Source organism: Micromonospora sp. RTGN7, assembly GCF_033804645.1.
Taxonomy (GTDB): Bacteria; Actinomycetota; Actinomycetes; order Mycobacteriales; family Micromonosporaceae; genus Micromonospora.
On sequence record NZ_JAPZLF010000003.1, the window covers coordinates 261879 to 277714 of the forward strand.

Annotated in this window: 1 protein-coding gene; it reads left to right on the plus strand. The window is 73.0% G+C overall.

The window, feature by feature from the left end; genetic code table 11:
* The first annotated feature begins 28 nt into the window (after positions 1–28).
* Positions 29–15823: a type I polyketide synthase gene (locus SNR22_RS06550; protein ID WP_320065552.1), complete on the plus strand. Its 15795-nt coding sequence runs from the start codon at positions 29–31 to the stop codon at positions 15821–15823.
* The last annotated feature ends 13 nt before the right edge of the window (positions 15824–15836 follow it).

Below are 15836 nucleotides of genomic sequence, written 5' to 3' on the forward strand. Positions count from 1 at the left end.
ATGGTGAACGAATCGTGGAGGATGAGTTATGTCGGCGCCAGACGACCAGATCGTCCAGGCACTGCGTGCCTCGCTGAAGGAGACCGCCCGGCTTCAGCAGGAGAACAGCTCCCTCGTGGCGGCAGCCGCGGAGCCCATCGCGATCGTCTCCATGGCCTGCCGCTACGCCGGGGGCATCCGCGGCCCTGAGGACCTGTGGCGGGTGCTGACCGAGGGCACTGACGTCTACACGGGTTTTCCCACCGACCGCGGCTGGGATCTGGAGGGCCTCTACCACCCGGACCCGGACAACCCCGGCACCACGTACGTCCGGGAGGGCGCCTTCCTGCACGACGCCGCGCAGTTCGATGCCGCCTTCTTCGGCATCTCGCCGCGTGAGGCCCTGGCGATGGACCCGCAACAGCGGCAGCTGCTCGAGGTGTCCTGGGAGACCTTCGAGCGCGCCGGCATCGACCCGCACTCGGTACGGGGCAGCGACATCGGCGTCTTCGCCGGGATCGTGCACCAGGACTACGCGCCCGACCTCAGCGGGTTCGAGGGGTTCCTCAGCCTGGAGCGCGCCCTGGGCACCGCGGGCGGTGTCGCCTCCGGCCGGGTCGCGTACACCCTCGGGCTCGAAGGGCCCGCGGTGACCGTCGACACCATGTGCTCGTCGTCGCTGGTGGCCATCCACCTGGCCGCACAGGCGCTGCGCCGGGGAGAGTGTTCGATGGCGCTGGCCGGCGGCGCGACGGTGATGGCGACGCCGGGCGGGTTCGTCGGCTTCGCGCGTCAGCGCGGGCTCGCCTTCGACGGACGCTGCAAGTCCTACGCGGCGGGCGCCGACGGTTCCGGGTGGGCCGAGGGGGTCGGCGTACTGCTGCTGGAGCGCCTGTCGGTGGCCCGGGAGCGCGGGCACCAGGTGCTGGCGGTGATCCGCGGCAGCGCGGTGAACCAGGACGGCGCGTCGAACGGCCTGACCGCGCCGAACGGTCCGTCGCAGCAGCGGGTGATCCGCAGTGCGCTGGCCGCCGCCGGCCTGTCCCCGTCAGAGGTGGACGCGGTCGAGGGGCACGGTACGGGCACGGTGCTGGGTGACCCGATCGAGGCTCAGGCGCTCCTGGCCACGTACGGGCAGGGCCGGGACCCACGGCAGCCGCTGTGGCTCGGCTCGGTCAAGTCCGTCATCGGGCACACGCAGGCCGCATCCGGCGTGGCCGCGGTGATCAAGACGGTGCAGGCGCTGCGGCACGAGGTCCTCCCGGCGACCCGGCACGTCGACGCGCCCACGCCCCAGGTGGACTGGAGCGCCGGTGCGGTGGAGTTGCTGACCGAGGCACGACAGTGGCCGCTCAACGGTCATCCGCGTCGGGCCGGGGTGTCCGCGTTCGGCGCCAGCGGCACGAACGCGCACCTGATCCTGGAAGAAGCGCCGCAGGACGAGACGACGCCGGTCCCGGCGGAGGTGACGCCCACCGGGGTCGTTCCGTTGGTGGTGTCGGCCGGCACCGCCGTTTCGCTGGCAGCACAGGCGGGTCGGCTGGCGGCGTTCCTCGAGGGTGCCGCTGAGGTGCCGCTGGCGCACGTGGCCGGGGCGCTGGTGGCGGGCCGGGCCGTGCTGGGTGAGCGCGCCGTGGTGGTGGCGGGCTCGGCCGACGAGGCATCGGCCGGGTGGGGCGCACTGGCTCGCGGCGAGACCGCGCCCGGCCTGGTGACCGGCTCGGGTACGCCGGGCAAGGTCGTGTGGATGTTCCCGGGCCAGGGCACGCAGTGGGCCGGAATGGGCCGCGAACTGCTGGACACCTCTCCCGTGTTCGCGGAGCGGATCTCGGAGTGTGCGGCCGCGTTGGAGCGGTGGGTCGACTGGTCGTTGGTGGACGTGCTGCGTGGCGACGCCGAGCCGGGGTTGATGGATCGGGTCGACGTGCTCCAGCCGGCGAGCTTCGCCGTGATGGTGGGTCTGGCGGCGGTGTGGGCGTCGGTGGGAGTTGCTCCCGACGCCGTGGTCGGCCACTCCCAGGGTGAGATCGCCGCCGCGTGTGTGGCGGGTGCGCTGTCGTTGGCAGACGCGGCGCGGGTGGTGGCGTTGCGCAGCCAGGCCATCGCCGCGACGCTCTCCGGACGCGGCGGCATGGCATCGGTCGCGCTGAGCCAGGACGAGGCGGCGCAACGGTTGGCGCCGTGGACGGGCCGGGTCGAGGTGGCGGCCGTGAACGGGCCCTCGTCGGTGGTGATCGCGGGTGACGCCGAGGCGCTCGACGAGGCGCTCGACGTCCTGGACGACCAGGGTGTTCGGGTGCGGCGGGTGGCGGTGGACTACGCCTCGCACACCCGGCATGTGGAGGATGTTCGCGACACCCTCGCCGAGGCGTTGGCCGGGATCGAGGCGCAGGCGCCGAGGGTGCCGTTCTACTCGACGGTGACCGGTGGGTGGATCCGGGACGCCGGGATCGTGGACGGTGGCTACTGGTACCGCAACCTGCGTAGCCAGGTGCGGTTCGGGCCGGCGGTCACGGACCTGCTCGCACAGGGGCACGGCGTGTTCGTCGAGATCAGCGCCCATCCGGTGTTGGTCCAGCCGATCAGTGAGATCGTCGACCGCACCGGTTCCGACGTCGTGGTGACGGGGTCGCTGCGGCGCGACGAGGGCGGCCTGCGGCGCCTGTTGACGTCGATGGCCGAGCTCTTCGTCCGGGGTGTCGCGCTGGACTGGGCCGGGATTCTGCCCGGCGGGGCGACCTCCGCGCGCGTCAACCTCCCGACCTACGCGTTCGACCACCAGCACTACTGGCTCCGGATGGCCGAGTCGGCCGTCGACGCGGCGTCGCTGGGGCTGGTGGGGGCCGATCACCCGCTGCTCGGCGCGGTGGTGCCGCTGCCGCAGTCCGACGGGCTGGTCTTCACCTCGCGTCTGTCGTTGCGGTCGCACCCGTGGCTCGCTGACCACGCGATCGGCGGTGTGGTGCTCATTCCCGGCACGGTGTACGTCGATCTCGCGGTACGGGCGGGTGACGAGTTCGGCTTCGGCGTCCTGGAAGAACTCGTGATCGAGGCGCCGCTGGTGCTGCCCGAGCACGGCGGGGTACGGCTCCAGGTCGCGGTCGGTGGACCGGGGGAGACCGGGTCGCGCCCGGTTGCCGTGTACTCGCTCCGCGAGGATGGCACGGAGGTGTGGACGCGGCACGCCATGGGGCTGCTGTCGACCACGCCGACGACACCGGGAACGGGATTCGACTTCACCGCGTGGCCGCCGCGGGGCGTGCGGCAGGTCGACATCGAGGACTTCTACTCCGACCTCGTCGAGCGGGGTTACGCGTACGGGCCCGCGTTCCAGGGGTTGCGCGCGGTGTGGCGGCGCGGCGATGAGGTGTTCGCCGAGGTCGCGCTCCCCGACGACCAGCGGGAGGATGCCGGCAGGTTCGGCATCCACCCGGCGCTGCTGGACGCCGCCCTGCACACCAACGCCTTCGCCAACCCGGACGACGACCGCCAGGTGCTGCCGTTCGCGTGGAACGGGCTGGTGCTGCACGCCGTGGGTGCGTCGGCGCTACGCGTGCGGGTCGCGCCGTGCGGCCCGGACGCGTTGTCGTTCCAGGCCGCCGACGACACCGGGGCCCCGGTCGTGACGATGGACTCGCTCGTGTCGCTGCCGGTCTCCGCCGAACAGTTGGAGACGGCGGCGCAGGAGAGCCGCGACTCGCTGTTCCGGGTGGAGTGGGCCGAGCTGCCCCCGGTGGCCGGGGAGCCCGTACCGTCCTGGGCGCCGGTGGCCACGGCGGAGGACGTGGCGGCCCTGACGCGGAGTACGGCCGATGCGTCGGCGGCCGTCCTGCACGCTGTCGGCGGCGACGACGGGCCGCTGGCGTTGACCACGCGGGTGCTCGCGGTCGTGCAGGCATGGCTGACCGGCGACGGGCTGGAGGACTCGCGGCTGGTGGTCGTGACCCGTGGCGCGACGCCCGCGGGTGACGGCGTGGTGAGCGATCCCGCCGGTGCGGCGGTCTGGGGTCTGGTCCGGGCCGCCCAGGCCGAGAACCCGAACCGGATCGTCCTGATCGACACCGGCCCCACCGGAGCGGAGCCGATGCTGGGGGCGGCGCTGGCCGGCGGCGAACCGCAGCTCGCGGTGCGTGGGACAACCCTCTTCGTGCCCCGCCTGGCCCATGCCGGCGGCCAGGTGCCGGACGCACCCGCCGTGTTTCGTCCGGAAGGGCCGGTGCTGATCACGGGTGGCACCGGGTCGTTGGGCGCGGTGATCGCCCGGCATCTGCTGTCCCGGCACGGTGTACGCCGTCTGGTGCTGGCCGGTCGGCGGGGTTCGGCCGCCGAGGGGGTGGCGGAGTTGGTCGCCGACCTGTCCGAGCAGGGCGCGGAGGTGTCGGTGGTGGCCTGCGACGTGTCCGACCGGGATCAGGTCGCGGCCCTGCTGGCCGAGCACCGCCCAACAGGTGTCGTGCACATGGCGGGTGTCCTGGACGACGGCGTGATCGGCGCGTTGACCCCCGAGCGGCTCTCCGGGGTGTTCGCGCCCAAGGTGGACGCGGTGCGGCACCTCGACGACCTGACCCGTGGCTCGGATCTCGACGCCTTTGTCGTGTTCTCGTCGGCCGCCGCGCTCATGGGCTCCGCCGGTCAGGGCAACTACGCCGCGGCGAACGCGTTCCTGGACGGGGTGATGGCGGACCGCAGGGCGGCGGGGCTGCCGGGGTTGTCGTTGGCGTGGGGCCTGTGGGAGCAGACCACCGGCCTGACGTCCCGCCTCAGCGCCGTCGACCAGGCGCGGATGAGCCGCGGCGGTGTCCTGGCGATGACCCCTGCCGAAGGCGTCGCCCTGTTCGACATCGGCCTGCACGCCGACCAGGCGCTGCTGGTGCCGATCAAGCTGGACCTGAAGGCGTTGCGCGCCCAGGCCGCGGCCGGCGGGGACGTCCCGCACCTGCTGCGCGGCCTGGTCCGGGTGGGTCGGCGCGCGGCGCGCGCCTCGGCCGGTGACAGCGGCGGACTGGTCCGCCGGCTCGCCGGGCTGGCCCCGGACGAGCAGGAGAAGATCCTGGTGGGCATCGTCCAGGCCGAGGCGACCGGCGTGCTGGGCTTCAGTGGGCCCGAGCTGGCGCAGGGCACCCGCAGTTTCACCGAGATCGGGTTCGACTCCCTGACCGCGGTCGAGCTGCGCAACCGGCTGAGCGCGGCGACCGGCGTGAAACTGCCCGCCACGCTGGTCTTCGACTACCCCACCCCGGTGGCGCTGGCCGGTTACCTGCGTGACGAATTGGGCGACACGGTGGCGACCACCGTGACCACGGTCGCCGTGGTCGCCGATCCTGACGAGCCGATCGCGATCGTGGGGATGGCGTGCCGGTTGCCCGGTGGCGTCGTGGATCCCGACGATCTGTGGCGGATGGTGTTCGAGGGGCGGGAGGGGATGTCGTCCTTCCCCGATGACCGCGGCTGGGATCTCGACGGCCTCTTCGACCCCGACCCGGACAGCCCGGGTACGTCGTACACGCGTCAGGGTGGCTTCCTTCAGGGCGCTGGCCTGTTCGACGCCGGGTTCTTCGGGATCTCGCCGCGTGAGGCGTTGGCGATGGACCCGCAGCAGCGGTTGCTGCTCGAGGCCTCGTGGGAGGCCCTGGAGCGGGCGGGCGTCGACCCGACCACGGTGCACGGAAAGGACATCGGCGTCTTCTCCGGCGTCTCTATCCACGATTACCTCGAATCGCTGAGCAACATGCCGGCAGAACTCGAGGGCTTCGTCACGACCGCCACGGCCGGCAGCGTGGCGTCGGGCCGGGTGTCGTACGTGTTCGGTCTCGAGGGCCCCGCGATGACCGTCGACACGGCGTGCTCGTCGTCGCTGGTGGCGATGCATCTGGCCGCGCAGGCGTTGCGGCAGGGCGAGTGCTCGATGGCGCTGGCCGGCGGGGTTGCCGTGATGGGATCGCCGATCGGTGTGCTCGGCATGTCCCGGCAGCGAGGGTTGGCGGAGGACGGACGGTGCAAGGCCTTCTCCTCGGACGCGGACGGCACGGTGCTCTCCGAGGGCGTCGCCGTGGTGGTCCTCGAACGGCTGTCGGTGGCGCGGGAACGTGGGCACACGGTCCTGGCCGTGCTCCGGGGTAGTGCGGTGAACCAGGACGGCGCTTCCAACGGGCTGACCGCGCCGAACGGTCCGTCACAGCAGCGGGTGATTCGCAGCGCACTGGCGAACGCCGGACTGGCCCCGTCCGACGTGGACGTGATCGAGGCGCACGGAACGGGCACCGCGCTGGGCGATCCGATCGAGGCACAGGCATTGCTGGCCACCTACGGCCGAAACCGCGACACGGAACGGCCGTTGTGGCTGGGCTCGTTGAAGTCGAACATCGGTCACACTCAGGCGGCCGCGGGCGTGGCGAGCGTGATCAAGATGGTGCAGGCGCTGCGGCACGGCGTTCTGCCGCCCACGCTGCACGTGGCCGAGCCCACGAACCAGGTCGACTGGTCCGTCGGTGCTGTCGAGTTGCTGACCGAGGCGCGGGACTGGTCGCGAAACGGCCGTCCGCGTCGGGCGGGTGTGTCGTCGTTCGGAATCAGCGGCACGAACGCACACATGATCATCGAGGAGGCGCCGGCCGAGGACGTCCCGGCCGTCGCGGCGCAGGACGGGCCCGAGGGCGTGCTGCCGCTGGTGGTGTCGGCCCGTAGCGCCGGTTCCCTGGCGGGTCAGGCGGGTCGGCTGGCGGCGTTCCTCGAGGGCGCCGGCGAGTTGTCGCTGAGTCGGGTGGCGGGCGCCCTGCTGTCGACCCGAGCGGTGCTGGGCGATCGCGCCGTGGTGGTGGCGGGCTCGGCCGAGGAGGCGCTGGCCGGGCTCGGGGCGCTGGCCCGCGGCGAGAGCGCGGCCGGTGTGGTGACCGGCAGCGCGGGCGCGTGGGGGAAACTGGTGTGGGTGTTCCCGGGCCAGGGAACGCAGTGGGTCGGCATGGGCCGGGAACTGCTGGATTCGTCCCCGGTCTTCGCCGAGCGAATCACCGAGTGCGTCACCGCGTTGGAGCCGTGGATCGACTGGTCCCTGGTGGACGTGCTCCGCGGTGGTACCGACCCCGAGATGATGGACCGGGTCGACGTGCTGCAGCCGGCCAGCTTCGCCGTGATGGTGGGCCTGGCGGCCGTGTGGGCCTCGGTGGGAGTTGTCCCCGACGCGGTGCTCGGCCATTCGCAGGGCGAGATCGCCGCGGCCTGTGTGGCGGGCGCGTTGTCGCTCGAGGACGCGGCTCGAGTCGTGGCGTTGCGGAGCCAGGCCATCGCCGCGGAGTTGTCCGGACGTGGCGGCATGGCGTCGGTTGCCCTGAGCCTGGACGAGGCGGCTGAGCGGTTGGCTCCGTGGGCCGGTCGGGTCGAGGTCGCCGCAGTCAACGGACCCTCCTCGGTAGTGATCGCAGGGGACGCCGAAGCGCTGGCCGAGGCCGTGGATGCGCTCTCCGGCCGGCGGGTGGCGGTGGACTACGCGTCGCACACCTGGCACGTGGAGGACATCGAGGACCGGCTGGTCGAGGAGTTGACCGGGATCAACGCGCAGGCGCCGGTCGTGCCCTTCTACTCCACGCTCACCGGTGGGTGGATCCAGGACGCCGGAGTCCTGGACGGCGACTACTGGTACCGGAACCTGCGCCACCAGGTGCGGTTCGGCCCGGCCGTCGCCGACCTGATCGGCCAGGGGCACGGGGTGTTCGTGGAGGTGAGCGCGCATCCGGTGCTGGTCCAGCCGATCACCGACGTCGTCGACGGCGCCGAGGCCGACGTCGTGGTGACCGGCACGTTGCGGCGCGCCGACGGTGGTGTGCGGCGGCTGTTGACGTCGATGGCCGGGCTCTTCGTCCGCGGTGTGGCGGTGGACTGGGACGGTGTGCTGCCACCGGTCACCGGGCGGGTGGACCTGCCGACGTACGCCTTCGATCACCGGCACTACTGGTTGCAGCCGGCCGTGGCGGCGGATGCGCCGTCGCTGGGAGTGGCCGGCGCCGATCACCCGATGCTCGGCGCGGTCGTGCGGCTGCCGCAGTCTGACGGGTTGGTCGTCACCGCACGGATGTCGGTGCGGTCGCACCCGTGGCTGGCAGAACACGCGATCGCCGGCGTCGTGGTCGTCCCGGGTGCCGGGCTGGTCGAACTGGCCGTGCGAGCCGGTGACGAAGCCGGGTGCCCGGTCCTCGACGAACTGGTGATCGAGACCCCGCTCGTCCTCCCCGAGCACGGTGGCGTGCGCGTGCAGGTCGCCCTGAGCGGGCCCGGCGAGAACGGCTCGCGCACGGTGGACATCTACTCGCTGCGCGAGGACACCTCGGCGGACGCGTGGACGCGACACGCCACCGGCGTGCTGTCGCACCCGTCCGCGGCACCGGACCGGTTCGACTTCGCTGCCTGGCCGCCTCCCGGTGCGCGCCCGGTCGACATCGAGGAGCTCTACGTCGACCTGGCCGAGCGTGGTCACACGTACGGGCAGTCGTTCCAGGCGGTGCGGGCGGTCTGGCAGCGTGGTGAGGAGGTGTTCGTCGAGGTCGCCCTGCCCGAGGAGCGGAGCGCGGAGGCGGCCAGGTTCGGCATCCACCCCGCGTTGCTGGACGCGGCCCTGCACCCGGCCCTGCTGACGGCGAGCGCGGACGGGCCGGAGCTGCGGCTGCCGCTGGACTGGCGCGGACTGGTGCTGCACGCCGTGGGCGCGTCGATGCTACGGGTGCGGCTGGCGCCCGGCGGTGCCGACACCGTGTCGCTGGACGCGGTCGACGAGACCGGTGGCCTGGTCGTGACCGCAGACTCGCTCGGGTTCCGGGCGGTGCCCGCCGAGCGGTGGGGTGCCGCCGGAACGGACCCGGTGCGCGCCGATTCCCTCTTCCAGGTGGACTGGGCGGAGCTGGCCGATGTCGCGGAGGCGACGGCTGCGTCGTGGGTGGTGGTCGCCGGCGCCGACGACGTGGCTGCCCTGACCGAGGTACCCGCGGCGGTCGTACTGGAGGCGGCCGGTGCGGACGACGCGCTGGCGTTGACCTCGCGGGTGCTCGAGGTCGTACAGGCCTGGCTGTCCGGATCGGGACTGGAGGAGTCGCGGCTGGTGGTCGTGACCCACGGTGCGGTGCCCGCTGGCAACGGCGTGGTGACGGATCCGGCTGCGGCCGCGGTGTGGGGTCTGGTGCGCGCCGCGCAGGGCGAGAACCCGGACCGGATCGTCCTGCTGGACTTGGACCTGGACCTGGCCGCCGGCGAGGGTACGCAAACCGTGCTCGGCCGGGTGCTGGCCAGTGGAGAGCCGCAGATCGCGGTGCGCGGCACGACGTTCTCGGTGCCGCGCCTCGCCCGCGCCGCCCCGACCGCCGATGCGCCTGCCGCCTTCGGCCCGGAGGGGACGGTGTTGGTCTCGGGGGCCGGCGCGTTGGGCGCACTGGCGTCCCGGCATCTGGTGACACGTCATGGCGTACGGCGTCTGGTGTTGGCAAGTCGTCGGGGTGCGGCCGCCGAGGGGGTGACCGAGTTGGTCGCCGAGCTGTCCGAGCAGGGCGCGGACGTGTCGGTGGCAGCCTGTGACCTGTCCGATCGGGATCAGGTGGCGGCCCTGCTGGCGGAGCATCGCCCGACCGCTGTCGTACACACGGCCGGTGTCCTGGACGCGGGCGTGATCGAGACCGTGACCCCGGAGAAGCTGGCCCGGGTGTTCGCGCCGAAGGTGGATGCGGTGCGGCATCTCGACGAGTTGACCCGCAATCTGGATCTCTCAGCGTTCGTCGTCTACTCATCGGTGTCGGCGGTCTTCATGGGTGCCGGCAGCGGCAGTTACGCGGCGGCCAACGCGTTCCTGGACGGCCTGATGGCCCACCGCCGGTCACTGGGTCTGCCCGGGTTGTCGTTGGCGTGGGGCCTGTGGGACCAGACCGCCGGTATGGCGGCCGGCACCGACGAGTTGACCAGGGCCCGGATGAACCGGCGCGGCGGACTTCAGCTGATGACGCAGGACGAGGGCATGGATCTGTTCGACGCCGCCCTCGGGACGGAGCAGGCGTTGCTGGTGCCCGCCAAGCTTGATCTGCGCCTGGTCCGCGCCGACGCCTCGGCCGGTGGCGTGGTGCAGCACATGCTGCGCGGCCTGGTCCGTGCCGGCCGGCGGCAGGCGCGCTCGGGCGGTGGCACCGGCGGGGCACGCGGCCGGCTCTCCGAGCGGCTGGCCGGGCTCACCGCGGCGGATCAGCTGACGCTGTTGCTGGATCTGGTGCGTGGTCAGGTTGCGGCGGTGCTCGGGCATTCGGGTGCGGGGGCTGTTCGGGCGGACGGGGCGTTCAAGGATGCCGGGTTCGACTCGTTGACGTCGGTGGAGCTGCGTAACCGGCTGCGGGAGGCGACCGGCTTGAAGCTGCCCGCCACATTGGTGTTCGACCATCCGAGCCCACAGGCCCTCGCCCGCCACCTGCGCGACGAACTGGGTGACGCCGCGCCGACGTCGATCGCGCCGCCGATCGTGCTCGCCGATCCCGACGAGCCGATCGCCATCGTGGGCATGGCGTGCCGGCTACCCGGCGGGGTGGCCGGACCGGAGGACCTGTGGCGGTTGGTGGCCGACGGCCGGGACGCGGTGTCCGGATTCCCCACCGACCGCGGCTGGGACCTGGAGGGCCTGTTCGACCCCGACCCGGAGCGTCCGGGCACGTCGTACACCAGCCGGGGCGGCTTCCTGCACGAGGCGGGGCTCTTCGACGCCGGGTTCTTCGGGATCTCGCCACGTGAGGCGCTGGCGATGGACCCGCAGCAGCGGTTGCTGCTCGAGACGTCGTGGGAGGCGCTGGAGGCCACCGGGCTGGACGCCACCTCGTTGAAGGGCACCGATGTCGGTGTGTTCACCGGCGTCTTCGGCCAGGGCTACGTCGCGCCGGGGGCCAGCGTGGTCACGCCGGAACTGGAGGGTTTCGCGGGCACCGGCGGGTCGTCGAGCGTGGCGTCCGGTCGGGTGTCGTACGTGTTCGGCTTCGAGGGGCCCGCGATCACGATCGACACGGCCTGTTCGTCCTCGCTGGTGGCCATCCACCTGGCCGCGCAGGCGTTGCGGCAGGGCGAGTGCTCGATGGCGCTGGCCGGCGGTGCGACGGTCATGGCGAATCCAGGTGCCTTCGTCGAGTTCTCCCGGCAGCGGGGTCTCGCCGTCGACGGGCGCTGCAAGGCGTTTGCCGCCGCTGCCGACGGCACCGGCTGGGCCGAGGGCGTCGGCGTGGTGGTCCTCGAACGCCTGTCGGTGGCGCGGGAGCGCGGGCACCCGATCCTGGCGGTGCTCCGGGGCAGCGCGGTGAACCAGGACGGCGCGTCGAACGGCCTGACGGCGCCGAACGGTCCGTCGCAGCAGCGGGTGATCCGCCGGGCCCTGGCCAACGCCGGACTGGCGTTCACCGATGTGGACGTGGTGGAGGCCCACGGCACCGGCACCGCCCTGGGCGACCCGATCGAGGCGCAGGCGCTGCTGGCCACCTACGGCCAGGACCGTGAACCCGGGCAGCCGTTGTGGCTGGGGTCGTTGAAGTCGAACATCGGTCACGCGCAGGCTGCCGCCGGTGTGGCCGGCGTGATCAAGATGGTGCAGGCGCTGCGGCACGGGGTGTTGCCGGCGACGCTGCACGTGGACGCGCCCACCTCCGAGGTCGACTGGTCCGTCGGCGCGGTCGAGCTGCTGACGGAGGCGCGCGACTGGTCTCGGAACGGCCATCCGCGTCGGGCCGGGGTGTCCGCGTTCGGCGTCAGCGGCACGAACGCGCACCTCATTCTGGAGGAAGCGCCGCCGCAGGACGTCACACCCGACCCAGGAGAGGCCGAATCCCCGTACGTGCTGCCCCTCGTGGTGTCCGCACGGAGCGCCGCCTCGTTGGCGCTCCAGGCCGGTCGGCTGGTGGCGCACCTCGAGGGCGCCGACGCGCCGCTGGCGAGCGTGGCCGCGGCGCTGGTGTCCGGTCGGGCTGCGCTGACCGAGCGCGCCGTGGTGGTGGCGGACTCCCGGGTCGAGGCGACGACCGGGCTCGCGGCGTTGGCTCGCGGCGCGGACGCGGCCGGTGTGATCGCCGGCAGGGCGGGCTCGCCGGGCAAGGTCGTGTGGGTGTTCCCGGGCCAGGGGACGCAGTGGGCCGGGATGGGCCGCGAGCTGCTGGATTCGTCTCCGGTCTTCGCCGAACGGATCGCCGAGTGCGCGGCCGCGTTGGCGCCATGGGTGGACTGGTCGCTGATCGACGTGCTGCGCGGCGAGGCCGAGCCCGAGGTGCTGAACCGGGTCGACGTGCTGCAGCCGGCCAGCTTCGCGATGATGGTCGGCCTCGCCGCGGTGTGGCGGTCGTACGGGCTGCGGCCGGACGCCGTTGTCGGTCACTCCCAGGGTGAGATCGCCGCTGCCTGCGTGGCGGGTGCGCTGTCGCTGCAGGACGCGGCACGGGTGGTGGCGTTGCGCAGCCAGGCCATCGCCACGGAGCTGTCCGGGCGTGGCGGAATGGCCTCGGTCGCCCTGAGTGAGGACGAGGCGGCCGCGCGGTTGACGCCGTGGGCGGACCGGGTGCAGGTCGCCGCGCTCAACAGCCCCACCTCGGTGGTGATCGCGGGCGACGCCCGGGCTTTGGACGAGGCGCTCGCGTCGATGGAGGGTGACGGCGTCCGGGTGCGACGGGTGGCGGTCGACTACGGCTCGCACACCTCCCAGGTGGAGACGATCCACGACCTGCTCGCCGAGACGCTGGCGGAGGTGCGCGCGAAGGCTCCGACGGTGCCGTTCTACTCGACGGTGACCCGCGAGTGGATCCGTGACGCCGGGGTCGTGGACGGCGGGTACTGGTACCGGAACCTGCGTAATCAGGTGCGGTTCGGGCCAGCCGTCGCCGATCTCATCGGCCAGGACCACGGCGTGTTCGTGGAGATCAGTGCCCATCCGGTACTGGTCCAGCCGATCAGCGAGATCGTGGACGACGCCGATGTCGTGGTGACCGGGTCGTTGCGGCGCGACGACGGTGGCCTGCGGCGGCTGCTGACCTCGATGGCCGAGTTGTTCGTCCGGGGCGTGGCGGTGGACTGGAACGGCGTGCTGCCCCCGGTGGCAGGACGGGTCGAGCTGCCGACCTACGCCTTCGACCACCGGCACTACTGGCTGCGGCAGCCGACCGGGTCGGCCACCGACGCGACGTCGCTGGGACAGACCGCGGCCGACCACCCGCTGCTGGGTGCGGTGGTGCACCTGCCGCAGTCGGACGGCCTGGTGTTCACGTCCCTGCTGTCGGTGCGGTCGCATCCGTGGCTCGCCGATCACGCGGTCGGCGGGGTCGTGATCCTCCCCGGCAGCGGGCTGGTCGAGCTGGCCGTGCGGGCCGGCGACGAGACCGGGTGCTCGGTGCTGGACGAGTTGGTGATCGAGGCACCGCTGGTGGTGCCGGAGCAGGGCGGGGTGCGGCTGCAGGTCGCCCTCGGCGGACCGGGCGCAGGCGGCACACGCACGGTCGAGGTGTTCTCCCGACGTGACGGCGGCACGGGTGCGTGGACACGCCACGCCACCGGCGTGCTGTCGGCGGCACCGAGCGGCAGCGGCACCGAGTTCGACTTCACCGTCTGGCCGCCCCGGGACGCGGAGCCGATCGACGTCGAGGACTTCTACACCGACCTGGCTGAGCGCGGCTACGGCTACGGCCCCGCGTTCCAGGGCCTGCGCGCGGTATGGCGGCGGGGCGACGAGGTGTTCGCCGAGGCCGCCCTCCCCGAGGACCTGCGAGCGGAGGCGGGCCGGTTCGGTGTCCACCCGGCATTGCTGGACGCCGCGTTGCAGGCCGCCACGGCCGGCGCCACGGGGCAGGAGCCGGGCGAGGCGGTGCTGGCGTTCGCGTGGAACGGGTTCGTGCTGCACGCTGCGGGTGCCGCGGCGCTGCGGGTGCGGCTCGCGCGGCACGGGGCGGAGGCGCTCTCCGTCGAGGCAGCCGACGAGACCGGTGGGCCGGTGCTGACGATGGACTCGCTGGTGTCCCGCCCGGTGTCGGCGGCGCAGCTCGGGGCCGCGGCACGAAGCATCCGGGATGCGATGTTCCGGGTGGACTGGGCCGAACTGCCCGCGACTGCCGCCGAGCCCGTGTCGTCGTGGGCGCCGGTGTCCACGGCCGATGACGTGACGGCGCTGGTCCAGGGTGGCGACGTGCCGCCGGTGGCGGTCGTCGACGCCGGCGGCAGCGACGGTCCGCTCGCGGTGACGTCCCGGGTGCTGGAGGTCGTACAGGCGTGGCTGATCGCGCCCCAGCTCGAGGAGGTGCGCCTGGTCGTGCGGACCCGCGGCGCCGTATCCGCAGGTGGCGATCACCTGGTGACCGACCCGGCGGCCGCAGCGGTGTGGGGGCTGATCCGTTCCGCCCAGGCCGAGAACCCGGACCGGATCGTCCTGCTGGACGCCGACCCCGCCTCCGACGGCGGTGCGGATCTGGTGCTGGCGGCCGGTGAGCCGCAGCTCGCCGTACGCGGGACCACACTCTCCGTTCCTCGACTCGCCCGGACCATCGGCCAGCTCCAGGACGGCCCGGCCGTCTTCGGCCCGGAGGGGACGGTTCTGGTCTCGGGGGCTGGCGCGTTGGGCAGCCTGGTGGCCCGGCACCTGGTGACTCGGCACGGTGTGCGGCAGCTGGTGTTGGCCAGTCGCCGGGGCTCGGCGGCCGAGGGGATGACCGAGTTGGTCGCCGACCTGTCCGAGCAGGGCGCGGAGGTGTCGGTGGTGGCCTGCGACGTGTCCGACCGGGATCAGGTCGCGGCCCTGCTGGCCGAGCACCGGTTGACCGGTGTCGTGCACACGGCCGGTGTGTTCGATGACGCGATGATCGGCGGGCTGACCCCGGAACGGGTGGCCAGCGTGTTCGCACCCAAGGTCGACGCCGTGCGGCACCTCGACGAGCTGACCCGGGGCATGGACCTGGACGCCTTCGTCGTGTTCTCGTCGGTCGCGGGAGTGGTCGGCGGCGGCGGTCAGGGCAGTTACGCGGCGGCGAACGCCTTCCTGGACGCGGCGATGGCCCACCGGCGCGCGGCGGGACTGCCGGGGCTGTCGCTGGCCTGGGGCCTGTGGGAGCGGAGCGTCGGGATGGCCGCCGACCTCAGCGTCGTCGACCACGCGCGGGCGAGCCGCGGCGGCGTCCTGGAGCTGACCCGGGCCGAGGGCCTGGACATGTTCGACGTCGCGTTGCACCTGGACCAGGCGCTGCTGGTGCCGATCAAGCTGGACCCGGCGGCGTTGTCGGCGGACGCGGCAGCCGGTGGCGCGGTGCCGGCGCTGCTGCGCGGTCTGGTTCGCCGGGGCCGGCAGCAGGCGCGGGCGGCGGCCACGGCGGACAACACCCTGGTTCGCCGACTCGCCGGGCTTCCGCCGGCCGACCAGGAAGCACTGCTCCTGGACGTGGTTCGTGCTCAGGTCGCGGTCGTGCTCGGGCATGCGGGTCCGGAGGACGTACGTGCGGACACGGCGTTCAAGGATGCCGGGTTCGACTCGCTGACGGCGGTGGAGCTGCGCAACCGGTTGCGTGAGGCGACCGGGTTGAAGCTGCCTCCGACGCTGGTCTTCGACTACCCGACCCCGCTGGTGATCGCCGGGCACCTGCGAGCGCAACTGCACCCGGACGACGCCGCGCCCACCGCCGACGCGGACGAGGCTCGGCTGCGACAGGCCCTCGCGTCGGTCCCGCTGGCCCGGCTGCGAGCGGCGGGACTGGTCGAGTCCCTGCTCAAACTCGCCGCCACGGGCGAGCCGGACGGCGGTCTCGGTGACGAGACCGGTGACGAACGGGCCATCGCCGACCTGGATGTCGACGACCTCGTGGAACTGGCGCTCGGCGGTGAGTAGTCCCGTGCGGCCC